The sequence below is a fragment of the Nonomuraea sp. NPDC049646 genome (assembly GCF_044465525.1).
Taxonomy (GTDB): Bacteria; Actinomycetota; Actinomycetes; order Streptosporangiales; family Streptosporangiaceae; genus Nonomuraea.
The window spans coordinates 39932-62901 of the sequence record NZ_JBITLU010000007.1 but is presented as its reverse complement, the minus strand read 5'-3'; the positions used below and the strand labels follow the sequence as shown (position 1 = coordinate 62901).

The 22970-nt window shown below is 71.6% G+C and carries 26 protein-coding genes; 13 read left to right on the top strand and 13 right to left on the bottom strand.

The window, feature by feature from the left end; genetic code table 11:
• Positions 1-44: 44 nt before the first annotated feature.
• Both ACIBQ8_RS21535 and ACIBQ8_RS21530 read left to right on the top strand, forming a co-directional pair.
• A complete protein-coding gene (locus ACIBQ8_RS21535) occupies positions 45-1367 on the top strand; it encodes an MFS transporter (protein WP_397192810.1) in 1323 nt (440 codons plus the stop codon).
• A 56-nt stretch (positions 1368-1423) separates the two neighbouring features.
• Entirely contained in the window at positions 1424-1636 is a 213-nt protein-coding gene (locus tag ACIBQ8_RS21530; RefSeq protein ID WP_397192809.1) for a hypothetical protein, read from the top strand.
• 488 nt (positions 1637-2124) lie between these two features.
• Here ACIBQ8_RS21530 and ACIBQ8_RS21525 read toward each other — a convergent pair whose 3' ends face one another.
• Entirely contained in the window at positions 2125-2829 is a 705-nt protein-coding gene (locus ACIBQ8_RS21525) for an SDR family NAD(P)-dependent oxidoreductase (protein ID WP_397192808.1), read from the bottom strand.
• A 64-nt stretch (positions 2830-2893) separates the two neighbouring features.
• On the opposite strand from ACIBQ8_RS21525, the gene ACIBQ8_RS21520 reads away from it, so the two are divergent.
• A complete protein-coding gene (locus ACIBQ8_RS21520; RefSeq protein WP_364343875.1) occupies positions 2894-3700 on the top strand; it encodes a helix-turn-helix transcriptional regulator in 807 nt (268 codons plus the stop codon).
• Between the two features lie 182 nt (positions 3701-3882).
• Here ACIBQ8_RS21520 and ACIBQ8_RS21515 read toward each other — a convergent pair whose 3' ends face one another.
• From ACIBQ8_RS21515 to ACIBQ8_RS21505, 3 genes are read right to left on the bottom strand one after another with little or no spacing between them, the layout of a single operon-like run.
• Positions 3883-4815 carry an alcohol dehydrogenase catalytic domain-containing protein gene (locus tag ACIBQ8_RS21515; RefSeq protein WP_364343873.1) on the bottom strand — a complete coding sequence of 311 codons (933 nt, stop codon included), beginning with the start codon at positions 4813-4815 and terminating at the stop codon, positions 3883-3885.
• Complete coding sequence (locus ACIBQ8_RS21510) at positions 4800-5747, bottom strand: SDR family oxidoreductase (protein ID WP_364343871.1); 948 nt, start codon at positions 5745-5747, stop codon at positions 4800-4802. Before ACIBQ8_RS21510 ends, ACIBQ8_RS21515 begins: the two co-directional genes overlap by 16 nt.
• 36 nt (positions 5748-5783) lie before the next feature.
• On the bottom strand, positions 5784-6623 hold the full coding sequence (locus ACIBQ8_RS21505) for an SDR family NAD(P)-dependent oxidoreductase (protein ID WP_397192807.1): 840 nt from the start codon (positions 6621-6623) through the stop codon (positions 5784-5786).
• Positions 6624-6794: 171 nt separating this feature from the next.
• On the opposite strand from ACIBQ8_RS21505, the gene ACIBQ8_RS21500 reads away from it, so the two are divergent.
• Positions 6795-7697 carry a helix-turn-helix transcriptional regulator gene (locus tag ACIBQ8_RS21500; RefSeq protein ID WP_397192806.1) on the top strand — a complete coding sequence of 301 codons (903 nt, stop codon included), beginning with the start codon at positions 6795-6797 and terminating at the stop codon, positions 7695-7697.
• An 87-nt stretch (positions 7698-7784) separates the two neighbouring features.
• On the opposite strand, the gene ACIBQ8_RS21495 is transcribed toward ACIBQ8_RS21500, so the two are convergent.
• Complete coding sequence (locus ACIBQ8_RS21495; protein ID WP_364343865.1) at positions 7785-8210, bottom strand: MarR family transcriptional regulator; 426 nt, start codon at positions 8208-8210, stop codon at positions 7785-7787.
• A gap of 68 nt (positions 8211-8278) precedes the next feature.
• Here ACIBQ8_RS21495 and ACIBQ8_RS21490 point away from each other — a divergent pair, with 68 nt between their 5' ends.
• The 4 genes from ACIBQ8_RS21490 to ACIBQ8_RS21475 all read left to right on the top strand — a co-directional run bounded on the left by ACIBQ8_RS21490 (position 8279) and on the right by ACIBQ8_RS21475 (position 11977).
• Entirely contained in the window at positions 8279-8920 is a 642-nt protein-coding gene (locus ACIBQ8_RS21490; protein ID WP_397192805.1) for an MBL fold metallo-hydrolase, read from the top strand.
• Between the two features lie 87 nt (positions 8921-9007).
• Positions 9008-9616: a TetR/AcrR family transcriptional regulator gene (locus ACIBQ8_RS21485; RefSeq protein ID WP_397192804.1), complete on the top strand. Its 609-nt coding sequence runs from the start codon at positions 9008-9010 to the stop codon at positions 9614-9616.
• Entirely contained in the window at positions 9613-10890 is a 1278-nt protein-coding gene (locus ACIBQ8_RS21480) for an MFS transporter (RefSeq protein WP_397192803.1), read from the top strand. The genes ACIBQ8_RS21485 and ACIBQ8_RS21480 overlap by 4 nt, the downstream gene beginning before the upstream one ends.
• Positions 10841-11977, top strand: a complete 1137-nt coding sequence (locus ACIBQ8_RS21475; protein ID WP_397192802.1) for an epoxide hydrolase family protein — start codon at positions 10841-10843, stop codon at positions 11975-11977. The genes ACIBQ8_RS21480 and ACIBQ8_RS21475 overlap by 50 nt, the downstream gene beginning before the upstream one ends.
• An 11-nt stretch (positions 11978-11988) precedes the next feature.
• Here ACIBQ8_RS21475 and ACIBQ8_RS21470 read toward each other — a convergent pair whose 3' ends face one another.
• On the bottom strand, positions 11989-12831 hold the full coding sequence (locus ACIBQ8_RS21470) for a helix-turn-helix transcriptional regulator (RefSeq protein ID WP_364343851.1): 843 nt from the start codon (positions 12829-12831) through the stop codon (positions 11989-11991).
• Positions 12832-12971: 140 nt separating this feature from the next.
• On the opposite strand from ACIBQ8_RS21470, the gene ACIBQ8_RS21465 reads away from it, so the two are divergent.
• The 5 genes from ACIBQ8_RS21465 to ACIBQ8_RS21445 all read left to right on the top strand — a co-directional run bounded on the left by ACIBQ8_RS21465 (position 12972) and on the right by ACIBQ8_RS21445 (position 16870).
• A complete protein-coding gene (locus ACIBQ8_RS21465) occupies positions 12972-14354 on the top strand; it encodes an amidohydrolase family protein (RefSeq protein WP_397192801.1) in 1383 nt (460 codons plus the stop codon).
• Positions 14355-14427: 73 nt separating this feature from the next.
• Positions 14428-14757 carry an Atu4866 domain-containing protein gene (locus ACIBQ8_RS21460; protein ID WP_397192800.1) on the top strand — a complete coding sequence of 110 codons (330 nt, stop codon included), beginning with the start codon at positions 14428-14430 and terminating at the stop codon, positions 14755-14757.
• A gap of 94 nt (positions 14758-14851) precedes the next feature.
• Positions 14852-15610: an SDR family NAD(P)-dependent oxidoreductase gene (locus ACIBQ8_RS21455; RefSeq protein WP_397192799.1), complete on the top strand. Its 759-nt coding sequence runs from the start codon at positions 14852-14854 to the stop codon at positions 15608-15610.
• A 106-nt stretch (positions 15611-15716) separates the two neighbouring features.
• Positions 15717-16493, top strand: a complete 777-nt coding sequence (locus tag ACIBQ8_RS21450; RefSeq protein WP_397192798.1) for an SDR family NAD(P)-dependent oxidoreductase — start codon at positions 15717-15719, stop codon at positions 16491-16493.
• A gap of 29 nt (positions 16494-16522) precedes the next feature.
• On the top strand, positions 16523-16870 hold the full coding sequence (locus ACIBQ8_RS21445) for a hypothetical protein (RefSeq protein WP_364343836.1): 348 nt from the start codon (positions 16523-16525) through the stop codon (positions 16868-16870).
• A 181-nt stretch (positions 16871-17051) separates the two neighbouring features.
• Here the strand turns inward: ACIBQ8_RS21445 and ACIBQ8_RS21440 are convergent, their stop codons facing one another.
• From ACIBQ8_RS21440 to sigK, 7 genes are all read right to left on the bottom strand, one after another.
• Positions 17052-17558, bottom strand: a complete 507-nt coding sequence (locus ACIBQ8_RS21440) for a tyrosine-type recombinase/integrase (protein ID WP_397192797.1) — start codon at positions 17556-17558, stop codon at positions 17052-17054.
• 256 nt (positions 17559-17814) lie between these two features.
• Positions 17815-17991, bottom strand: coding sequence for a hypothetical protein (locus ACIBQ8_RS21435; protein WP_397192796.1), 177 nt, complete (start codon positions 17989-17991; stop codon positions 17815-17817).
• Positions 17992-18041: 50 nt separating this feature from the next.
• Entirely contained in the window at positions 18042-18680 is a 639-nt protein-coding gene (locus ACIBQ8_RS21430; RefSeq protein ID WP_364343827.1) for a fasciclin domain-containing protein, read from the bottom strand.
• Positions 18681-18836: 156 nt separating this feature from the next.
• Positions 18837-19475, bottom strand: coding sequence for a fasciclin domain-containing protein (locus tag ACIBQ8_RS21425; RefSeq protein ID WP_397192795.1), 639 nt, complete (start codon positions 19473-19475; stop codon positions 18837-18839).
• Between the two features lie 39 nt (positions 19476-19514).
• Positions 19515-21131 carry a molybdopterin-dependent oxidoreductase gene (locus ACIBQ8_RS21420; protein WP_397192794.1) on the bottom strand — a complete coding sequence of 539 codons (1617 nt, stop codon included), beginning with the start codon at positions 21129-21131 and terminating at the stop codon, positions 19515-19517.
• A 101-nt stretch (positions 21132-21232) separates the two neighbouring features.
• Entirely contained in the window at positions 21233-22009 is a 777-nt protein-coding gene (locus tag ACIBQ8_RS21415; protein ID WP_397192793.1) for an anti-sigma factor domain-containing protein, read from the bottom strand.
• A complete protein-coding gene (gene sigK / locus ACIBQ8_RS21410; protein WP_364343815.1) occupies positions 22006-22602 on the bottom strand; it encodes an ECF RNA polymerase sigma factor SigK in 597 nt (198 codons plus the stop codon). Before sigK ends, ACIBQ8_RS21415 begins: the two co-directional genes overlap by 4 nt.
• Positions 22603-22970: the final 368 nt, after the last annotated feature.

The following is a 22970-nucleotide window of genomic DNA, read 5'->3' as shown; positions in this document are numbered from 1 at the left end:
CGACGTGTCCGGCGCGGGAGTGGTCAAGGCGTTGGAGCGGCTATGTGGAGCTGCGCGGCCTGGGCGCGGCGGCGTGGGATCTGTCGGCTGTCCCGGCTGGGAAGGTGGCCGCGCTGGCCCGCTTCGCCAAGGCGGCCCGGGCCAAGGCGGTCGCGGACCTGGCCGGAGATCGCAAGCTGGCCACGTTGGTTGCCTTCGCCGCGGTGATGGAGCCGGTCTCGGCCGATGAGGCCATCGAGGTGTTCGACCTGGCAATGGGGGATCTGGTACGCACCTCGGCGTTCAAGGCGGGCAAGGAGCGGCTGCGTACCACCGCCTTTCCCGAAGGGCCGCGCCGCACCCGGGCGATCGCGGTGTGGACGGCCGTGAGCCTGGCGGGCGGCACCGCGGGCAACCTCATCGGCGGCGCGCTGACCGAGTACCTGTCCTGGCGGTGGATCCTGCTGGTCAACGTGCCGATCGGGCTGGCCTGCCTGGCCGCGACCCGCGCCCTGCCCGGCGGCCCCGCCCGGGGGCTCGGGCAGCGCCTGGACGTGGTAGGCGCGCTGCTGGCCACCGGCGGGCTGGCCACGCTGGCCTACAGCCTGTCCGGCCCGCGCGTCCTCACCGCCGCTTCGATCGCCGCGGCGGCCGCCGTCTTGCTGGGGCTGTTCGTGCTGGTCGAGGCACGCCTGGCCCGCGCGCCGCTGCTGCCGCCGCGCCTGCTGCGGCCACGCCCGATCTGGCTGGGCAACCTGGCCATGCTGATGGCCGGGGCGACCCTGAACCCGATGTGGTACTTCCTGACCCTGTCCCTGCAGCACGTGCTCGGCTACGGACCACTGCAGACCGGGCTCGCCTTCCTGCCGCACACGCTGCTGACCATCCTGGTCGGGCTGCGCCTGACCCCGTGGCTGATGCGCCGCGCCGACCACCGCGTCCTCATCGCCGCCGGAGCGCTCATCGGCGCCGCCGGATTCCTCTGGCAAAGCCGCCTGGCCCCCGGCCAGGACTACGTCACGGCCATCCTCGGCCCGGCCATGCTGATCTCGCTCGGCGGCGGCCTGCTGAACACGCCACTGACCGTCACGGTCACCTCGGGCGTGCCAGCGCAGGACGCGGGAGCCGCCTCCGGGCTGATGAACACCGCCAAGCAGATCGGCGGCGCGCTCGGCCTGGCCGCCCTGGCCACGGCGACGGCGGGACACAACGGCGAATCCGGCAGCCCGGCACAGACGCAGGCGCAGGAGCTGGCGGCCGGCTTCGGGCAGGCGTTCGTCGCCATCGCCGTGACGCTGGCCGCCGTCGCCCTCCTGGCGGCCGCGCTGCCGAAGCGGCCCCACGCCGCCGCCCCCGGCGAGCCGGCAGACTGGCAGCACGCCCCCTGACCGGGCCCCCGCCCTCTTCGCGGACAGGCCGGCTCCACGTTGTCTGGGCATCTGGTGTGTCTGGCGGTGTCAGCTGCGGCCGCGGCCGGAACCGCTGGAAGATGGTCGAGGTCAAGCCCAGCCAGGAGTGGGCCTTGCGCCACTGCGGGTCGCGCGTCGACCTGCTGTTACCAGCTCAGATCCTGCCGGCGGGCGCGCCACAGTCCACCGCCGGCTCGGCCCACGTCCAGAGCCTGCCGGCCCACCTGAGCACACGCAGGTCGATCTAGCTGCGCCCATGCCCGCGATTTGACATCCTTGCCAGGGTGGAACCCTTCTCGGCTCCAATGCCAAGCACTCAGATCCTGGGCATGCTCTCTTCGACTTTGCCCAAGATTGCATCGACGTGATTGCCGATCAGCCGGGCGCCGAGCTCCGTCCTGCGCGTCACCTACACCGGGCCGATCGTGCACGCCCTGGTCAACACCGCTGACCCGAGCGCCGGCGTGCCGGACGTGGTGGTCGACCCCGACGTCGGCCAGTTGGAGACGGTGACCGGGGTGCGGTGCGTCTCCTGCCTCAAACCCCTGGCCCGAAAAGCTGACGCCGAGGATGTTGTGCCAGCGGCCTGGCCACCCGCAAGATCGCGATTCGGGCGGCCGACTCCACCGCCGGGCTTCTGTTCGGTATCGGCCGGGCCCTGCACGTGTGTGCCCGGTTCCGGGGTGCTCGGCGTCCACGCTCCAGTGACCCACCCTCGCGCATGGCGATCACATCCTCACCACGGCACCGGCGTACCGTCCCAGGACAGGAACTGCCCGGAGGGCCCGTCGTCGGCCAGCAGCGCCAGCCGTACCGCGCCGGCCGCGGCCTCGGCGGGATCGCCGCCGCCCGCCGCCGTGGCGTTGAGGTCGGTGCGGCGCAGGCCGGGCGCCAGCGCGTTCACCTTGACGCCGTCGCCGGCCAGGGCGTGGGCGTAGAACACGGTCAGCGCGTTGAGCGCGGACTTGGACGAGCGGTAGGCGGCGTAGGCGCCCTGGTGGGGGAACTGCGGCCCGGTGGCCCAGGTCAGCGAGCCCGTACCGGAGGAGATGTTCACGATCCGGGGGTGCGCGGAGCGGCGCAGCGCCGGCAGGAAGGCGTTGGTGACCGCGACGACCCCGAAGACGTTGGTCTCGAAGATGCGGCGGAAGGTGGCGATATCCTCCAGGTCGGGCGTTCTATCCTCGCCGGAGATGCCGGCGTTGTTGACCAGGATGTCCAGCGTGTCCACCCGGCTCGCAGCGTCGGCGATGCTCGCGGCGTCCGTCACGTCGAGGACGAGCGGGCGGGTGTCGCCGCCGATCTCCTCCACGGCGCGCTCGCCGCGCGCGGCGTCGCGCGAGCCGACGTAAACGGTGAGACCCGCGTCCGCGAGCAGGCGCGCGATCTCCTTGCCGATGCCCTTGTTGGCGCCGGTGACCAGTGCGATCGAGTTGTCCATGCATCGAGGGTGCCCGCGGGCGAGCCGGTCGATCCAGGCACAATCGATACCAGGGAGGTACAGAATGGCAAGAGGCGAACTGGCCCGGTTCCTGCGCGACCGCCGGGAGGGGCTGCGCCCCGACGGCGTCGGCCTGCCCGCCGGACCCCGTCGCCGCACGCCGGGCCTGCGCCGCGAGGAGGTCGCCGACCTGGCCGGCATGTCGGTCGACTACTACGTGCGGCTGGAGCAGGCCCGCGGGCCACGCCCGTCGCCGCGCATCCTGGAGTCCCTGGCGGGCGCGCTGCGGCTCGCGCCCGCCGAGCGGACGCACCTGTTCCGCCTGGCCGGCGTGACCCCGCAGCCGCCCGCCGTACCGCCGCGCACGGTCCGCCCGTACGTGGCCGACCTGCTGCACCGTCTCCCGCTGACTGCCGTCGTCGTCACCGCGGCCACCTACGACGTGATCGCCTGGAACCCGCTCGCGGAGGCGCTGCTCGGCAACCTCCGCGACCAGCCCAACCTGGCCCGGCGGCGCTTCCTGCTCCGCGAGGAGGTGTTGACCACGGGGCATGAGGAGTTCGGCGAGTACGCGGTGGCACGGCTGCGGGCCGCCGCCGACCGCTACCCCCGAGACGCCGCCCTCGCCGCCCTGCTGGCCGAACTCAGGGCGGGCAGCGCCGAGTTCAACCAGATCTGGGCCACCAATCCGGTACGCGCCCCCGGCCACCGTACGAAGACCATGACCCACCCCGAACTCGGCCCGCTCCGCATCAACTGCGACATCCTCACCGTCCCGGACGACGACCAGCAGGTCGTCTTCATGACCGCCGACCCGGACACCCCGACCGCCCGCGCCCTGCGCCACCTGTCCGCCCTGTTCCCGGCATGAGATCACCGTGCGTGTTCCGGCTCCAAGGGCGGTGGAGATTGCCGGTGCCGGCCAGGATCGACGGCCTCGGCGAGGCGGGCGGTGCTTGTTACCTGAGGAGGTTGATGGGGGAGGTTTGAAGATTCGGGAGGAGAATGTACGCCTTACGCCGTGACGTCGCCGAAGGGGAACGGGCTTGCCGTTCAGGGCTCGATGACTACTTTGATGGTGCCGGATTTCCGGTCGGCCGCGACTCGGAACGCTTCCCGGGCGTCTTCCAGTGGATACCGGTGCGTGATGACGGTTCGTGCGATCTCAGGTGTGTCGGCCAGCATGATGGCTACCTGCGCAACCTCCCGCTCTGCGTTGTCGCGTCCGTACGCGATGCTGTTGAGGTAGGTGAGTTCCTTGGTGAGGCTCGTCACACCGGGCACCGGCATGGTGTTGGTATAGACGCCCAGGGAAACGATCCGCCCTCCCGGGCGGGCCGCCTCTGCGGCTCTGGCCAGGCTCGACTCGTTACCCGCCGCGTCGATCACCACGTCGTAGAAGCCGTTGGGCCGGCCGAATCCCAGCCGTTCAGACGCGGCCAACTGGTGGGCGTGCCGGGTGTCCACGTCGACGTCCGATTTGCGGTACCGCGCCGCCGCGGCGGCCAGTAGTCCTATCGAGCCGCCGCCGACCACGAGAAGGCGCTCCCCAGGTTGCACGCTCGCCCTTCGCACTGCGTGCCAGGCGATCGCACCGGGTTCGATCAGACAGGCGTCCTTGACGTGCAACCGCGGGGGAAGGGGAAGCAACGTGTACTGCGGGACCACGACCGCCTCGGCCATGCCGCCATCGGCGAACACGCCGAGATACGGCTGGCCGGGTGCGGTGCACCGCTGAGTGTCGCCGCTGCGGCATTCGTCGCACTCACCGCAATGGAGGTTCGGCTCGACGAAGTAGCCGTTGCCGTTGCCGTCCGTGCCGGCGAACTCGTGCCCGTAGACGAACCCGGTGACCCCCGAGGCCGCGAAGCTGACATCGGTCCCGCAGATGCCCGCCGAGGCGACGCAGAGCCGTACCCCCTCTCCGCCTGGCTCATCGACATCGGTGACCCGGATTCCGTCTTCGGTGTTCACGACAGCGCGCATGGCTTGTTCTCCTCAGCGTGTGATGTGGCGCCCGGAGCGTTCGAGGCCCAGTTGGAGACTCGAACGCGGGGCTCGGCGATGGGCCGCAGGCTTTCGTCTGATCGGTGGCGCCCGGTGCGACCATTGCGGCTTGCACCGGGTGCGCATGCCCGATCAGACAGCCTGCGCGGTGGGCAGGATGGTGATCTCGGTGAGGTTGACGTGGCGGGGCGAGGCGGCAATGAACGCCACCGTCTCGGCCACGTCCGCCGCCCGCAGGGGGCGATCTCGGTGAGCAGTCCCTCCATCAGGGCGCTGGCGTCGGGGTCGGTGACGTGGCTGGGCAACTCGGTGTCGACCATGCCGGGCTCGATGGTGGCCACCCGGATGTTCCTGGGGCCGAGTTCGACGCGTAGCAGCCGGGTGAGGTGGCTGATGTAGGCCTTGGTGCCGGAGTAGACGGAGAACTTCTGCAGGATCCGGGTGGCCGCGATCGAGGAGGTGGTGATCAGGTCCGCGGGCCGGCCGGCTTCGGCGGCGGTGGTCAGGTGAGGCAGGAAGGCGCCGAGGACGTTCATGACGCCGGTGATGTTCAGGTCGATCTGGCGCTGCCAGTCGTCCTGGCGCAGGTCGGTGATCGGTGAGATGAGCTGGACGCCGGCGTTGTTGACGACGAGGTCGGCGGTGCCGAGCCGTTCGGCGACCTGGTCCGCCGTGTCGTTGACGGCTTGCCGGCCGGTGACGTCGACGGGGATGGCGATCGCGGTGCCGCAGGCGGCGTCGATGGAGGCGGTCAGCTCGTCGAGCCGGTCCTTGCGCCGGGCCAGCACGGCGACGTTCGCGCCGAGCGCGGCCAGGCGCAGGGCGGTGGCGGCGCCGATGCCGCTGGAGGCGCCCGTGATGACGGCCACTCGGCCGGTCAGCGGCGCTCCGGTGAGCAGGGCAGCGGTCATGACAGATCCTTCCAAGGATGAGGGCGGGGCCCGGGGTCAGGCCGCGTCGTCGTATGCGGTGGCGGCGGACTTGTCCCGCCAGGGGGCCGCGTCCTGCTCGATGCGGTCCAGCTTGGCCTGCAGGCGGTCGAGGGTGTCGGGCCCGAGGTACAGGTGCCCCGGCAGCTTGTCCTGGCGGGTGACCTCGTAGATCAGCGCGGCGCCCTTGACCGGGTCGCCGAGCTGGGTGTGGTTGGCGGTGCCGGCCCAGTCCAGGGTGATGTGGGCGGGGGTGCCGTCGTAGGCGTCGATGCGGTGCGCGGCGGTGGACAGGGAGCTGGCGTCGAGGAAGTCGGTACGGAAGACGCCGGGCTCGACCACCATGCACTGGATCCCGAACGGTTCCAGCTCCGCCGACAGCGCCTCACTGATGCCGGCGACCGCGAACTTGGTGGCGGCGTACATGCTCACCCCGGGCTCGCCCTCGAACCCCGACCGGGAACCGATATTGACGATCTTGCCGCGTCCGGCGGCGCGCATGCCCGGCAGCACGGCCCGGGTGAGGTTGATCAGACCGAAGACATTCACATCGAACAGGGAACGCGCCTCGGCGTCGGTGATCTCCTCCAACGCGCCGAGCAGGCCCCGGCCCGCATTGTTGACCAGGACATCGATGGCGCCGAAACGCCCGGCGGCCGCCCCGACGGCGCGTGCGATCTCCTCGCCGCGGGTGACGTCGAGCCGGACACCGAGCACCCGGCCGGACCTCTGGAGGTCTTCGGGCAGGGCGTCCGGGTTGCGGGCCGCCGCCACGACGGTGTGGCCGCCCGCCACGGCGGCGCGGGCGATCTCCAGGCCGAGGCCGCGGGAGGCGCCGGTGATGAACCATGTGGACATGCGAAAGCTCCTTCGTACGGATGAGGGAATGGACCGGGTCAACGGCCCGATCTCTACTGAAACAGCTCTGAACAGCGAAAACAGGCGGCAGAAGGGCCCAAGTCATCGGGGGACGAACTGGGCCACCCTCACCGGACGCCGCACCGCGGGACGAGAGCGACACTGGGTGGCATGGACCGTGACAACACCGGCGCCCCGCTGGCGGAGTTCCTGCGCTCGGCCAGGGCGCGCCTCAGCCCGTACGAGGCCGGGCTCGACGAGCCGCTCGTGGGACGGCGCCGCGTTGCCGGGCTGCGGCGTGAGGAACTGGCCCGGCTGGCCGGGGTGAGCGTGGACTACTACACCCGCCTGGAGCAGGGCCGCAGCCGCAGCGCCTCACCCGAGGTGCTCGACGCGCTGGCCACCGCCCTCCACCTCGACGACGCCGAACGCGAGCACCTGCACACCCTGGCCCGCCCCACGCCCGCCCGACGTCGGCGACGCCCCCGCCCCCAGCGAGTGCACCCGGCCACCTGGCGGCTGCTGGACACCCTGGAGGCGGCGCGCCGCCCCGCCTTCGTCCTGGGCCGCCGCCTGGAGGTTCTGGCCCACAACCGGCTGGCCGGACGCCTGATCACCGACTTCCGGGCCTTGCCCGCCGTCGAGCGCAACCAGGCCCGCTTCGTCTTCCTCGACCCGCACGCCCGCGAGCTGTACGTGAACTGGCCGGCCGTCGCCGCCGACACGGCCGCCATGCTCCGCCGCGACGCCGGCCGGCATCCCGACGACCCCGCTCTCAGTACTCTGATCGGTGACCTGTCCATCCGCAGCGAGGAGTTCCGTCGCTACTGGTCCGACAACAAGGTCCACCAGCGCACCACGGGCAGCAAGGACTACCACCATCCCCTGGTCGGTGACCTCACCATCACCTACCAGGCCCTCGCTCCGGCCGACGACCCCGACCAGACGCTCTTCGTCTACGACGCCGAGCCCGGCAGCCCGTCCGAGACCGCGTTGCACCTGCTCACCCAGTGGAACGAGCCGGCCGCCGACAGTCACATCCCTCTGCGCTGGGCGGACGACCGTCCGAGATGACGGCGGCCTCCCCCTCGCCGACGCCGGGATGCGAGGGGGAGGGCCGGACCTGGCCGCGCCGGATCGCCGCGCCGCACGGATCCGCTGTCACCGTCCGCTCACGCGGGTGGTGAGGCGGGCCAGCAGGGAGACGCATTCCCGCAGCCGCTGCTGCTCCTTCGAGCTGAGCGTGTCGCGGATAGCGGCGCTGAGCGATATGGCGCGCTGTGCGCGTTCGCGCTGGAGGCGGGCGCGGCCTCGTTCGGTGATGTGCAGCAGGAGCTTGCGGCCGTCATGGGGATGGGGCTCGGCCCGCACCAGGTCGTCGCCGAGGAGTTGCTTCACGGTTTTGGCGGCTGACTGGTGGGTCACGCCGCGCAGGTGGGCGAGGTCGGCCGTGGTTCGTGAGCCGTCGCGATCGAGGTGGCCGAGGATGGCGGCCTCCCCAGGGGGCATGGTGTCGGCGGCCCGTACGGCGCGGACCAGCTCACCGATCACCTGCCGCAGATCTTCAGCCAAGGCGTCGTCGTCCATGACCTCATCCTACCCCTACTATGTAACCAAGTTGTACAGTTTGGTTACATAATTGAAAGGGTGGGGACATGCGTCTTACCAAGTTCGGCCATGCCTGTGTCCGCGTCGAGAAGGACGGCCGCCGCCTGGTGGTCGATCCGGGCGGCCTGACCGAGCCGCAGGCGCTGGAGGGCGCCGACGCGATCCTGGTCACCCATGAGCACTTCGATCACTTCTCCGAGGAGACGCTGCGCAGGGCCGCCGGGAGCGACCCGGCCCTGCGCATCTGGACCAACGCCTCCGTCGCCAGGCGGCTGGACGGTCTCGGCGCGCGCGTGACCGCCGTCGGCGAGGGGGAGGTCTTCACCGCGGCCGGCTTCGAGGTGCGGGTCTACGGGACGTGGCACGCCCTCATCCACCCCGACATCCCGCGCGTCGGCAACATCGGCTTCCTCCTCGACGGCGCCCTGTTCCATCCCGGAGACGCGCTCACCGTCCCGGACTCCACCGTCGACACCCTGCTACTGCCGGTGCACGGCCCTTGGTCCACCACCGGCCAGCTCATCGACTACGTGCGCGCGGTGGCCCCCCGGCAGTCCTACGCCGTCCACGACGGCGCCCTCAACGACGCCGGCACCGCCATGGTCGGCGGCTTCCTGGGCGGCAGCGCTCCCGGCAGCGGGTCCCGCTACGACCGCCTGACCGTGGGCGCGTCCGTCGAGATCGGCTGAAGCCGCGGAGCGGCCTTGGCATTGGCGCGTGCTCCAGGCGGCAGGGCGATAAGAACTTCTGTTCTTATATAGTGTACTTTCGTTCTTATGGATGAGCTGGAAGCGCCCGGCGGGCAAGACGCCGCAGGTCGCGAGGGACGACGGGCGCGGCGGCACGATCCGCAGCGCGGCAGGCGAATTTTGGACGCCGCGCTGGAGGTGCTCGTCACGGACGGGGTCGCCGGGCTCACCCATCGCAAAGTGGCCTCGCGCGCGGACGTGCCCCTGGGCTCGGTCACCTACCACTTCGCGACCCTGGCCGATCTGTGCGCTCAGGCGTTCGCCCGGTACGTCGAGCAACGGATGGCCGAGTACGAAGCCCTCTTCACGCAGGTGGCCACGCGTGAGGAGCTGATCGACGTCCTGGTGGGCATCGTGCAGGGCGGGCCGTCCCGACACCGCAGCGCGGTCCTCGGCTTCGAACTGCACCTGGCGGCACTACGCGACCCCGCCCTGCGCGCGCTGACCCAGGAGTGGACGCGGGCCAGCCGCGCCGTGCTGGCCCGCTTCACCGGAGCGCGGACCGCCGCACGCCTGGACGCCCTGCTGGAAGGGATGATCATGCACGCGCTGCTGTCCACGGAACAGGAGTCGCGTGAGGAGACGAGAGCGGCCATCGCGCAGACCCTCGGCCCGGTCATCGGATCGGGGACATGAGCGCTCGTACCGGCAGCCCGGACTCGCGTGCGAGCGCGACCGCCGTACGGGCGACGTACCTGGTCTTCGCCGCTCTGGGCCTGGCAGGAGCGACGTGGGCGTCCCGGCTGCCGCACATTCGTGAGCGGATGGACCTGGACGCCGCCTCGGTGGGCCTCCTGCTGCTGCTGATCGCGGTCGGCGGTGTGATGGTGCTGCCCCTGGCCGGCCCGATCGTCACTCGCGTCGGCCCCCGGTGGGCGGTCACCGCGGTGGCCCTGCTCGTCGGCGCCGGTCTCGGCGCGATGGCCTTCGGCTTCGCCTTCTGGCCGCCGCTGCTGTTCATGGGGCTCTTCGTGCTGGGCACGGCCACAGGTGTCTGGGACGTCGCGGTGACCGTGCACGCCGCGGCCGTCGAACGGCGGCTCGGCCAGGTCCTCATGCCCCGCTTCTTCGCCGGTTTCAGTGCGGGCACGGTCGCCGGCGCCTGTTTCGGTGCGCTCATGAGCGCGCTGCGCGTTCCGGTGAGCCTCCACGTCGGTGCGGTGGCCCTGCTGATCGCGCTGCTGACGCCTTGGGCTGCTCGGCACTTCCTTTCCGAGCCGCGCCCGGCACACCCGCCGCGCGTCAACGCGCCGAAAGCGGGACCGGCCGCGTGGCGCGAGCCTCGCACGGTGGTCATCGGTCTCCTCGCCCTGGCCTTCGCGCTGGCGGAAGGGGCGGGCAGCAACTGGATCAGCCTGGCCGTCATCGATCGTGACCGCACCACGGCCGCCGTCGGAACCCTTGCCTACGCCGCCTTCCTCGCCGCGGTCACGCTGGGCCGTTGGCTCGGGCCGCTGATCGTCGACCGGCTGGGCCGGTCCGCCGCCTTGCGTGCGGCGGCCGGTTCGGCCTGTGCCGGCATCGTCCTGTTCGCCTTCGGGCCCGGTCTGTGGACGGAATTCGCCGGCGCGCTGCTGTGGGGCACGGGTGCGGCACTCGGCTTCCCCATCGGCCTGAGCGCCGGCGCTGACGATCCTGCCCGGGTCGCCGCCCGGGTCACAGTGATCACCTCGATCGCCTACTGCGGCTTCGTCGGCGGCCCGCCGCTGATCGGATTACTCGCCGACCGGACCGCCCTCGCGACGGCCCTGCTGGTCGTCGCCGCCCTCATGGCCGCCTCCATCACGCTGACCGGCGCCGCCTCACCGACCGCCCAAGAAGCGGCGCAAGCCGCCTCCACCGGGCCCGTACACGTAGCACATGAAGGAGAACACCATGCCGACCGGCACGCCTGTGATCACTGTCAGTGACGCCGAGCTGGACGACCTGCGCGCCCGGCTGCGCGCCACCAGGTGGGCCGAGCCCTGGCCGGTCGACGGCTGGCAGGCCGGCACCGACGCCGCGGAGCTGCGCCGCCTGGTCACCCACTGGGCCTCCGGCTACGACTGGCGCGCGCACGAGGCCGCCATCAACGCCCTGCCCTCGCACTTCGCCGACCTCGGCGGCACGCCCGTGCATTACCTGCGCTACGACGGCGAGCACCCCGGCGCGCTGCCCATCGTGCTCACCCACGGCTGGCCCAGCTCGTTCCTGGAGCTCACCGCCCTGGCCGAGCGCCTGGCCTGTCCCTTCCGGTACGGCGGCGAGGCGGAGGACGCCTTCACCGTGATCGTCCCGTCCCTGCCCGGCTTCGCCTTCTCGCCGCAGCGGCCCGCGCTCACCGACGCCGATCAGACCCACGATCTCTGGCACCGGCTGATGCACGACGAGCTCGGCTTCCGGCGTTACGCGGCCCATGGTGGAGATCTGGGCGCCGGCATCACCTCACGGCTGGCCGAGGCCCACCCCGAGGCCATCGCCGGCATCCACCTGCTCGCCGCCGCGGCCCCGGCCGGCTACGACCCCGCCGGGCTCACCCCCGAGGAGGAGGCCTACCTCGCCGCCGCCGCGGCCTGGCAGAGTGAGGAGGGCGGCTACATGCACCAGCAGAACACCCGCCCGCTCACCCTGGCCCCCGCCCTGGCCGACTCACCCGCCGGGCTGCTGGCCTGGATCGTGGAGAAGTACCGCGCGTGGAGCGAGCGCCCGGGGGCCCTGTCCGACGACTACGTGCTCACCCAGGCGTCCCTGTACTGGTTCACCGGCACGATCTCCACCTCGTTCCGGCCCTACTACGAGTACGCGCACCAACTGACCCGCCGGGTGCGGCGGGTGGAGGTCCCCACAGCGCTGGCCCTGTTCCCCGCCGACCTGAGCCGGCCGCCACGGAGTTGGGCCGAACGCACCTACAACCTCACCCGCTACACCCGCATGCCCAGCGGCGGGCACTTCGCCGCGCACGAGGAACCCGAACTGCTCGCCCGCGACATCACCGAGTTCTTCCACGCCCACCGGTGAACGCCGGCCCTCTACCTGCGCGGTTCGCGCTGGCGCCGGGTGGCGTGGATGGAGCCGAGGAGGCCGAGGGCCTGGGCGCTGTCACTGCCCGGCTCGGCGTGGTAGATGACGAGCTGCTGGCCGGGGGCGTCGCGGACGTCGAAGGCCTGGTAGGTGAGCGTGAGCGGGCCGACGTCGGGGTGCAGGAAGTGCTTGGCGTCCTGGGTCTTGCCGCGTACGGTGTGGGCGTTCCAGAGGCGGGCGAAGTCCGCGCTCCGCTCGGTGAGATCGCGGACGAGTTCGGCCAGGCGCGGGTCGTCCGGGTCGAAGCCGGCCGCCTGGCGCAGGTTGGCGACGGTGGCCTGGGCCGCCCGATCCCAGTCGGCGTAGAAGCGACGGCCGGCGGGGTCGAGGAAGGTCATGCGGGCCAGGTTGTCCGCCGGATCGAACGGGGCATAGAGGGCATCGGCCAGGGCGTTGGCGGCCAGAATGTCCAAAGTCCGGTTCATCACGAACGCCGGAGTGTGCGGGTAGCCGTCCATCAGCTGGCGCAGCGCCGGGCTGACGCGTTCGGCGGCCTGCCTGAAGGGCCGGTCGTCCGGGGCGGTCCCGGCCAGCCGGTACAGATGCGCCTGGGCGTCGGCGTCGAGGCGCAGCGCGCGGCTGAGAGCGTCGAGCACCTGGCCTGAGGGGTTGCGCTCGCGTCCTTGTTCCAGGCGGGTGTAGTAGTCGGCGTTCACCCCGGCCAGGACGGCGACCTCCTCGCGTCGCAGCCCGGCGACCCTGCGGGCCCCGTAGCTCGCCATGCCGACATCCTCCGGCCGCAGGGCGGCGCGGCGGGCGCGCAGGAATTCTCCCAGGTGGTTGCCATCCATGCGGCCACGCTATCCGGCGGCCGGCTGTGCTGCCTGGGTGCGCCGCACCCAGGCAGCACACGTCCTGGTCGATGCCCTGTGACCTGCGCAGACTCGATGGAGTATCGCACCCATCACCGACGCACCCTCGAAGGAGCTCCTTGAACACGACCCTGGACCAGCTGCGCGGCGCCGTCCCCGGCCGCCGCCTCCTGCTCACCGGAGCGGCAGCCGTCGTCACCATGGACCCGGAGCTGGGCATCCTGCCCCACGCCGACCTGCTCATCGACGGCGAGCGGATCGCCGCCGTCGGCGCAGGCCTACCGGCCGGTGACGCGCTGGTCATCGACGTGACCGGCGCCGTCCTGGCCCCGGGCTTCGTCGACACCCATCGCCACGCCTGGGAGGCGCAGCTGCGCCGCATCATGCCGGACGTCAACGACCTCGGCGAGTACGTCACCGCCACCCTGGCCGGCATCGCGCCCGCCTACCAGCCGAGGGACATGTACATCGGCACCCGCCTGGCCGCCCTGACCGCCATCGACAGCGGCATCACCACCATGCTCGACTTCTCCCACAACTCGCGCACCGCCGCCCACTCCGACTCCGCCATCCGGGCACTGGCCGAGACCGGCATCCGCGGCGTGCACGCCTCGATGCGCCCCCACTTCGGCGACTGGGACGGCCAATGGCCCGCGGACCTGACGCGCCTGCACGACACCTACTTCCCCGGTGGCGGGCTGCTCACCCTGCGCTTGGCCGCCCTGGCCACTGACGAGGTCGCAGGCCCCGACCTCGCCTACGGCCGGCACCTCGCCCGCACCGCCCACGACCTCGGCATCGGCGTCAGCATCGACGCCGTCTTCGGCCCGCCCTCCTCCGAGGCCATCCTCGGCTGGGCCAGGCAGGGCCTGCTCGGCCCGGACGTCTCGCTCATCCACTGCACCGGCCTGACCCCGCAGGCATGGCAGGCGATGGCCGACACCGGCGCAGGCGTCGCGCTCGCCCCCACCTCCGACGCCCAGATCGGCCTGGAGAGCGCGATCCCGGCCATCGACGAGGCCCTCGCCGTCGGCATCCGGCCCGGTCTGAGCATCGACGTCGAAGTCGCCCTGGCCAGCGACATGTTCACGCAGATGCGCGCCCTGCACACGGTTCAGCGCATGCGCGCCGTCAACACCGCCTACGGCACCGACGAGCAGCCGGCCCGGATCGGCGTGCACGACGTTCTCGACTTCGCCACTCTGCAGGGCGCCAGGAGCATTGGCCTGGGCGACGTGACCGGCTCCCTGACTCCGGGCAAGCAGGCCGACGTGCTCGTCGTACGCGCGGAAGACCTCAACAACATGCCGCTCAACGACCCCATCGGCACCCTCGTCCTGGGCTGCGACGCCCGCAACATCGACGCCGTCTTCATCGCCGGGCAGGTCCGCAAGTGGGGCGGCACCGTCCTGGACGTCGATCTGGCCGCGCTGCGCGAGGACGTGCGCGCCTCCCGCGACCGCGTCCTGCGCGCCTCCGGGCACGTCAGCCGCCGGCTCTGACCAGCCGCACCGTCGCTGGCGCGACCAGCGAAATCGGCCTGGCCATCACCTGTCCATGCAACGGAGCTCGTCCATGTTCAAAAATCCCCTGCACCTCCTCGGACTGTTCACCACGCTGCTCGCCTGCGCCGCTCCGGGCAGTGGCCGCGCGGAGCGCAACCCTCACCCGTACGTCGGCATGTGGATCACCGCCGACGGACGGATCCGCCAGGAACTCCTCGCCAACGGCCGCTACGAGGAGGAACGCGACGGTCGCAAGCGTGCCTACACCGGCCGCTACACCGTCACCGGCACCCACCTCGACGACCACGACGACCTCGGCTTCACCGCCACCGGCGACGTGCGAGACGGCGTGCTCTACCACGAGCACCTCGTGCTGTACCGGCAAGAGCGGCCGTCGTGACCGAGATCGACGGGTCAGCCCCGTCACCGGCGCCCGCAACCCGACAAGACCCGACCGAACAGACCACATCAACGACAGATCTGAGGGAGTTCCCATGACAGGACAACGACTCGCGGGCAAGGTCGCGCTGATCACCGGCGCGACCGGCGGCATCGGCGCGGCCACCGCCGAACTCTTCGCCCGCGAGGGCGCCCGGTTGGTGATCACCGATGTCGCCGAAGGACCGTTGCGGGAGCTGGCCGGCAGGGTCGAGGCGGGCGGCGCGGAGGTCGCCGCCGCCCGTCTCGACGTCTCCTCAGCACGGGAGTGGGAGGAGGTGATCGATCTCGTACGCGAGCGCTTCGGGACGCTGAACGTGCTGGTGAACCTGGCCGGCATCGTGGACTGGCCCGGCATCGAGGACACGGCGGAGGACGCCTGGGACCGCGTCATCGCCGTGAACCAGAAGGGCACCTGGCTCGGCATGAGGGCGGCGATGCCGCTGCTGCGCGCGAGCGGCAACGCCTCGGTGATCAACACCTCGTCGGTGCTCGGGCTCGTCGGCAGCGGCTCGGCCGCCGCCTACCAAGCCTCCAAAGGCGCGGTACGGCTGCTGAGCAAGACGGCGGCGGTCGAGTACGCGCGCCAGGGCGTGCGGGTCAACTCCGTCCATCCCGGGGTGATCGCGACACCGATGATCCAGGAGCTCCTGGACGAGCAGGGCGATCAGCAGCCGGACATCCAGCGCACCCCGATGCGCCGGGCCGGGCGGGCCGACGAGGTCGCACCCGCCTACCTCTTCCTCGCCAGCGACGACTCCTTGTTCGTCACCGGCGCGGAATTCGTGATCGACGGCGGGCTCACCGCGTACTGAACAGCCGGACACCGAACGGACAGGGCCGCCACAGGCGTCGTCGCGCCGCGAACCAGCCGCTCACGCCTGCGGCGCCCCGGCCGTGGAACAGGAAGGGAACGGATTGATGACATCCGCCAATGTGACCACCCAGGCCACCCAGAGCACCGAGTTCGCCGGAAAGGTCGCCCTCGTCACCGGGGCCGCGCGCGGCGTGGGCAGGCAGACCGTCCGGCTGCTGCACCGCCGTGGCGCCCGGATCGTCGCCCTCGACCAGCGCCAGGAGGTGGCAGAGCTGCCCGCGGAGTTTCCCGGCGTCCACTCTCTGATCGGGGATGTCGCGGACGAGGCGGTGGCCGAGCGGGCCGTACGGGAGGCCGTCGAGCTGTTCGGCGCGCTGGACATCCTGGTCAACAACGCGGGCCGCACCTTGAACAAGCCGATCACGAACACGACGGCGCAGGACTGGGACGCGCTGATGGCGGTCAACGCGCGTGGCTCGTTCTTCTTTGCCCGCGAGGCCTTCCGCGTGATGCGGGAGCGTGGCGGCGGCGCCATCGTCAGCACGGGCTCCTACGTCTGCACCGTCGGCATGCCTGATGGCGTCGCCTACGCGGCGTCCAAGGGCGCCCTGGCCCAGCTCACCAAGGTCCTCGCCGTCGAGGGCGGCCCGCTGGGCATCCGGGCCAACCTCGTGGCCGCGGGCGTCATCGAGACCGACTTCCTCGACACCTTCCGCACCGACAGCCGCGAATACCTCGCCTCCTTCGCCAGCGCCAAGCCGCTCGGCCGGGTCGCCCAGCCCGAGGAGATCGCCGAGGTGCTCTGCTTCCTCGCCTCACCGCGCGCCAGCTTCGTCACCGGTGCCGTGGTCGCCGCCGATGGCGGCTTCACCTCGATGTGAGAATCAGTCAGCGCCGGCGGCCACAGTTCGTGGACGATGAAGACATCCGCAAGAACCTGATCATCCCCACCGGAAAACGCAAAGGCGAGAACCCGTTCCTGGCCAGCATCTACCGGGCCCTCGCCGAGCACGACAAGACCCAGACTTACCCCGAAGCCGTCGAGCAGGCGCACGCCGACTTCGCCCTCCTGCAAGGCCAAGACATTCCCCGTCGCCGCCCGACCCGCATCCGACGCCCGGGCGAGGTGCTGACAGCGCAAGAGCTCGAACTCCGCCGCCGACTGGAGAGTCAGCCTCACCCGGACGCGGAGCTCGATAGCGCACTCGATCAGCCCCACGCCGCACAATCGACGTCACGGCGCCCTCAGCATGGATAAGGGCCGCTCCCGCAGGCGGGGTTGAAACGCCAGGTCAGGAGGATGACCTTCCTCGCACGGCCCGTTTCAATGTGGTTTTGAGCTTATGTGGGCCACCCTAGTAGGCCTTCGAGACTGAGTGCAGGAATTAGCGGTAGCGACCTGTGACTTCTTCGCTTGTTAGCGATCCGTGATTTGTTGATCAGTGGGTGCGACGCCGGGGCGCGAGGACCTCGGTGACCTTGGCGATGGCCTCGGCGCCGGGTTTGACGTAGCGCATGGCGGTGCGGGGGTTCTTGTGGCGGGTCTTGCCCATGATGCGCTGCAGTGGGACTTCGGCCTCGCCGAGGTGGGTCGCGGCGGAGTGGCGCAGCTGGTGCAGGTCGAGGCCGGCGTACTTGTCCAGCAGGACGCGGGCGCGGTCGTAGCCGAGGCGGGCGCGGCTGGTGTGCGGGCAGATGTCGCCGGCGGCGGGCCTGCGGGCCGGGACGGGGCGGCGTTCGGACAGGAACAGCGGGCCGTGGGTGCGGGTGCTGCCGTCCGGCAGGCGGAGCAGGCGGGGCAGCAGGTGGGCGGTGCCGCTGTCCCAGTACACCCACTCAATGGCGCCGCCCTTGGAGCGGACGGGCGCCCGCCGATGCTCCAGGTCCAAGTCCTCGATGTTGAGCGCCAGGATCTCCGCGGCCCGGGCCGTGGTCTCATACAGCATCCGCCACAGGGTCTTCCCGCAGGGGGATGTCGCGGCGGGACAGCAGCCGGTGGATGGTGGTCTTGGCGACGGCGCGGGTCTCGTCGGCGGTCTCCTTGCGGCGTTCAGCCTCAGCCGGGACCAAGGGGGCGGCCCAGTGTTTTCTTGGTCTGGCACCAGGTGAGCCAGGAGGTGACGGCGGCGCGGTTGCGGTTCCAGGTGGCCGGCGCGCAGCGGCCCCACAGTTCGGTGAGCGCGGCGCCGATCTCGGTGTCGGCTACGTCGGCGAACGGCCGGTCGCGGCCGAGCAGGGCGATGACGCGGTCGATGGCCGAGGCGTAGGCGCGGTGGGTGTTGGGTTGGCCGTGCGCGCCGTGGCGAGGAAGGCGTCGGCGGCCGCGGCGAGGGTGACGTGCTCGCCGCGCAGGGCGGTGATCTTCGGCACGGGGCTCATGCCGGCTCGCCGCAAGGAGTGCGGCGAGCCGGCTGTGTGTGGTGGTGGGGTTACTTCTTTGGCATGAGTACGGTGTCGATGATGTAGACGGTGGCGTTGCGGGTGGGCACGTTGCCGCACACCACAGCGGCGTCGCCGACGGTGTAGTCGCTGCCGGAGCCGGTGGTGGTGATCTTGCCGCCCTGCAATGTAGTGAAGGAGCCGCTTTCCAGGTCGGCGGGGGTCTTGCGGCCGGAGACGACGTGGTAGGTGAGGATGTCGGTCAGCGTCTTCTTGTCGGCCAGCACCTTGTCCAGCGTCGTCTTGTCGATCTTGGCGAAGGCGTCGTTGGTCGGGGCGAAGACGGTGATGCCGTCGGCGGAGTTGAGGGTGTCGACCAGGCCCGCCTTCTTCACCGCGGTGACCAGGGTGGACAGGACCGGGTTGTTGGAGGCCGCGGTGGCGACCGGGTCGTCGGCCATGCCGGTGAAGCTGCCCTCGCCGGAGGCGGGAACCGCGGAGCAGGCCGCGCCGAACGGCGCGCCGGCGGCGGGCTCGGCGCCCGAGTCGGTGGCCATCGGGGCGCTGCTGGTGGATGGAGCCGCTGCCGTGTCGGCGTTGGTGTCCGCGCTGTCGGCGCCGCAGGCGGTCAGGGAGACGGCCAGGGCCAGCAGGGGCAGAGCGGCGGCCAGGCGCTTGTTCGTGATCATGTGTGGGTCCCTTACCGGGGTGAGGTTGGGCAGGTGAAAGGGGTACGCGGCCAGGGCTGCGGATGGCCGCGATCATGTTCTGCGCCGGGGCGGGCGGGGCCCGCGCGGCCGTCATCGCGATCGGGCCCGCCGCATCGGTGGGCCCGACCGATGCGGCTACATGGTGGGCATGAGCACGGTGTCGATGATGTAGACGGTGGCGTTGCGGGTGGGCACGTCGCCGCACACCACGCGGGCGTTGTTGATCGTGTAGGTGGTGCCGGAGCCGCGGGTGGCGACCTTGCCGCCCTGCAGCGTGGTGAAGGAGCCGCGTCGCAGGTCGGCCGGGGCCTTGCGGCCCTTGACGACGTGGTAGGTGAGAATGGCCGTCAGCGTCTTCTTGTCGGCCAGCACCCTGTCCAGGGTCTTCTTGGGGATCTTGGCGAACGCCTGGTTGGTGGGCGCGAAGACGGTGATGCCATCGGCCCCGTTGAGCGTGTCGACCAGGCCGGCCTTCTTCACCGCCGCGACCAGGGTGGACAGGGCAGGGTTGTGGGAGGCGGCGGTGGCGACCGGGTCGGCGGCCATGCCGGCGAAGCTGCCCATGCCCGTGCGGGGCACGGCCGAGCAGGCGGGCCCGAAGGGACGCCGCGCTGCCATCGGCTGGGCGGCGGCGGACCAGGTCAGCGCGCCCGCAGCGGTGTCGGCGTGCCGGGTGGAGGCGAGCGCTGCTGCGCCGGTGCCGGTCATCGAGACGGCCATTGAGATGGTCATGGCCAGGATCGGCAGTCCGGCGGCGACGTGACGAGTGTTCATGATGCTCCTGTGTCTGGTGGATGGAGTGTGGAGGGGAGTTCAGGTGACGGTCACCAGGACCGTGTGCCAGCCGGTGGCGCCGTCCGGGATCGGCGGCACGCGTTCGGCAGGCTGGGTGTGGCCGGTGGCGTCGGTGGCGCGGACCTCGATGCGGTGCTGTCCGCGGGCGGCTTGCCAGGTCGTTTGCCATTGCCGCCAGGTGTCGGGCCCGGCGGAGGGGGCCAGGTGGGCTGGGCTCCAGAGGCCGCCGTCGACGCGGACCTCGACGGCGGCGATGCCTCGGTGCTGGGCCCACGCGGTCCCGGCGACGGTGACGGCCCCGGCGGGAACCTCGGCGAACGGTTTGGGCACCTCGATGCGGGAGGCGGTCTTGATCGGCGCTCGTTCGGCCCAGCCTCGCCGGGTCCAGTAGGCGCGTTCGTCGGCGAAGCGGGTGAGCTTGAGGTCGGTGACCCATTTGGTGGCCGAGACGTAGCCGTACAGGCCGGGCACGATCATCCTTGCCGGGAAGCCGTGGGCGGGTGGCAGCGGAGCGCCGTTCATCGCGATGGCCAGGAGCGCGTCTCGGCCGTCCAGCACCGATTCCAGCGCGGTGGAGGCGGTCCAGCCGTCGGCGGAGCGTGACAGGATTTGATCGGCCCCGGCCTGGATGCCGGCTTCGCGCAGCAGCGCCGCCAGGTCGACGCCGAGCCAGCGGGCGTTGCCCGCGTACGGGCCGCCGACCTCGTTGGACACGCAGGTCAGGGTGATGTCGCGCTCGGTCAGCGGCCGGGCCAGCAGGTCGGCGAAGGACAGTTCGACCGGGCGGTCGACCAGGCCGCGGATGCGCAGCGTCCATTCCTGGTGCGGCACGCGCGGGATGATCAGCGCGGTGTCGACCCGGTAGAAGGCGTCGTTGGGGGTGGTGAACGGACCCAGCCCCAGAACTCTCAATCCCACGCCCGGCGGGAGCGGCCGGGCCGGGTCGGCAGGAGGCGGCAGCACCAAGGCGCGGCCATCAGCGGACGCCTGCCGTGCCGAAGTGATCGCCCGGCCGGCGCCGCCGGTCAGGACGGCCGCCCCGAGCACGAGGGCGCCGCGAGTGAGCAGGGCCCGCCGATCGGCTGCTGGCACCGGCAGCTGGAGGGGATGGACGTAGCACACCACGCCGCCGAGCGTGATGCGGCTCTCACGCGCGGGGCGGGGCCGGCGGCGGGTGTAGAGCAGGGCGAAGCTGCTGCCCGCCGCCCCCACCGCAGCGGGCAGCGCGTCGATCGGTCCTGCCCCCGGCCGGGACAGCGCCGCGGCCCCAGCGATCGCCGCGAGCCCTGCCAGGGCCGCGATGGCCAGGCGCGGTCGCCGGGGCGCGGCCGTTCCGACGGCCGCCGACGCGGCCGCGATCACGGCCGCCAGCGTCAGGAGCAGGACCGGCTTGTCGGCGGAGCCGAAGGCGCGGATGGCGAAGTCCTTCAGCCACGCCGGGCTCAGATCGATGAACACCGACCCCACCGCGAGCAGCGGACCGGCCTGCGGCCGACCCACCAGCGCGGCGGTCAGCTCCGCCACCCCCAGCGCCAGCGCTGCGGCCAGCACACCGAAGACCCCCGACACGCCGGCCCCCGGCATCCGGCCCGCCGACACGGCGGCTGGTGGCGGGGCCGGTGTGGCAGCCGCCACGTCGTCGGCTTGTTTCTCAGCAGTCACAGCAGGGCTTCGGAATCACGGCGGAAACGGATGGGTGCCGGTTTCCCGACGGCGGGAGGAGTCAGCGGGAGGAGTCAGGCAGTGGGCACGTCCACCACCAGCAACGGCGTAGTGGTCGGCTGCCGCGAACCGCCGGCCGGCTCCACCGTCACCCCCACCTGACCCACATCGGCCCCGATGGCACTCAACACCGGCACGGTGCCACCAGAGCCGCTGGAGGCAAGCAGCCCGGACGAGGTGATCCGCCCCGGCGCGATCTGCCACAGCTGGTAGACCCGGCCTGCCGGCGGATCACCCAGCCCGGCCGCCCAGAACACCAGCGCGCCCTGCGAGCGCGACAACACCAGCGTGCCGCGACCACGCCCGCCCCCGGCGGACGGCACCGTGGCCGGGGCGGTGACGGCCCGGGCGTCATCGGCGCCCAGCACCGCGGCCATCCGCTGCTCGGCACGCCGGGCCTGCTCCAGTTCCTGACGTGCCTGCACCGTTGTCACACCCAGCCCAGCCACCACAGCCAGCGCCGCCGCCACGCTCACCGCCGCCAGCCAGGGCCGCCATGCCACCCGCCACACCCGCCTCGCACGTGATGCCGATGCGACCGCCGGCGGCAGCTGACGCACCTGATCGATCTCAGCCAGCACCCGCGCCCGCAGACCAGGCGGCGGCTCGGCCGCCACCGCCACGCCCAGGCGCGCGGCAGTCTCGCCGAGCGTCGCCGTCTCCCGCGCGCACTCGGCGCACACAGCCAGATGCCGTTCAAAACGACGCAGCTCACCCTCGTCGTCGATGGCATCCAGCGCGTACGCACCCGCCAGGGTGTGCGGGTCGAACCCGCCCTCTGCCGCCTTCATCGCTCCACCCCGAGGCAGTCGCGCAGCCGGATCAGCCCATCGCGCATCCGTGTCTTGACCGTCCCCAATGGCGCCTTGACCAGCTCGGCGACCTCCCGATACGAGTAGCCGCCGTAGTAGGCGAAGGTGACCGACTCGCGCTGCAACTCGGTGAGGTTGTCCAGGCAGCGGCGCAGCCGCTCGCCCTCCAACCGGCCCACCACCAGCTCCGACACCTCATCAAAGGCTCGGTGCGGCTCCAGCCTCGCAGCTCGCTCCTCCCGGTCGGTGCCCGCCTGCGCCGACCGCACCCGGTCGATCGCACGCCGATGCGCGATGGTCAGCACCCACGCAAGCACCGACCCTTTGGCCGGCTCGAAGCGGGCGGCGCTGCGCCACACCTCCACCAGCACCTCCTGCGACACCTCCTCACTGTGCGCCCGATCCCGCAGCACCCGCAGCACCAGCCCGTACACCCGCGGCGCCAGCGCCTCATACAACCGCTCGAACGCCGCCCGGTCGCCTCTGCCGACTGCCTGCAGCAACTCCTCCAGCCCCGGCGGGCCACCACCCGGGCGGTCCTCGCCCACCGGGGACCACTCACCCGCTCCCATGAAGCCCCTCCTGCCCCGGCCGGCACAACACCAGCCGCAAGAGCTTCGGAGCCCACCACGTACCGGATGGGTGAAGGACTCCGCTCCTGCCCTGCGATCTGTCCCACGGGCGAAGGGCCCGACATTGCTGGGCAGGAGCTGGACGACGGTGATCATGGCCAGCGGGGACTGATATAAAGATCTGGTTTCTCGCGGGGGTCGATGAGGAAGCCGAATAGATCGCGGCCGCAGTCCAGCGCCTGCATGCCCCGCGCAACCTCGTCGGCCACCTGGCCACGATGGCCGGACGGCTGACGACCGGACCCGCACGTCGGCTGTCGAGTGTCCCGAACCAGAAGGTCTTGGCCGGTCGAGCGCTGGGATGGCGC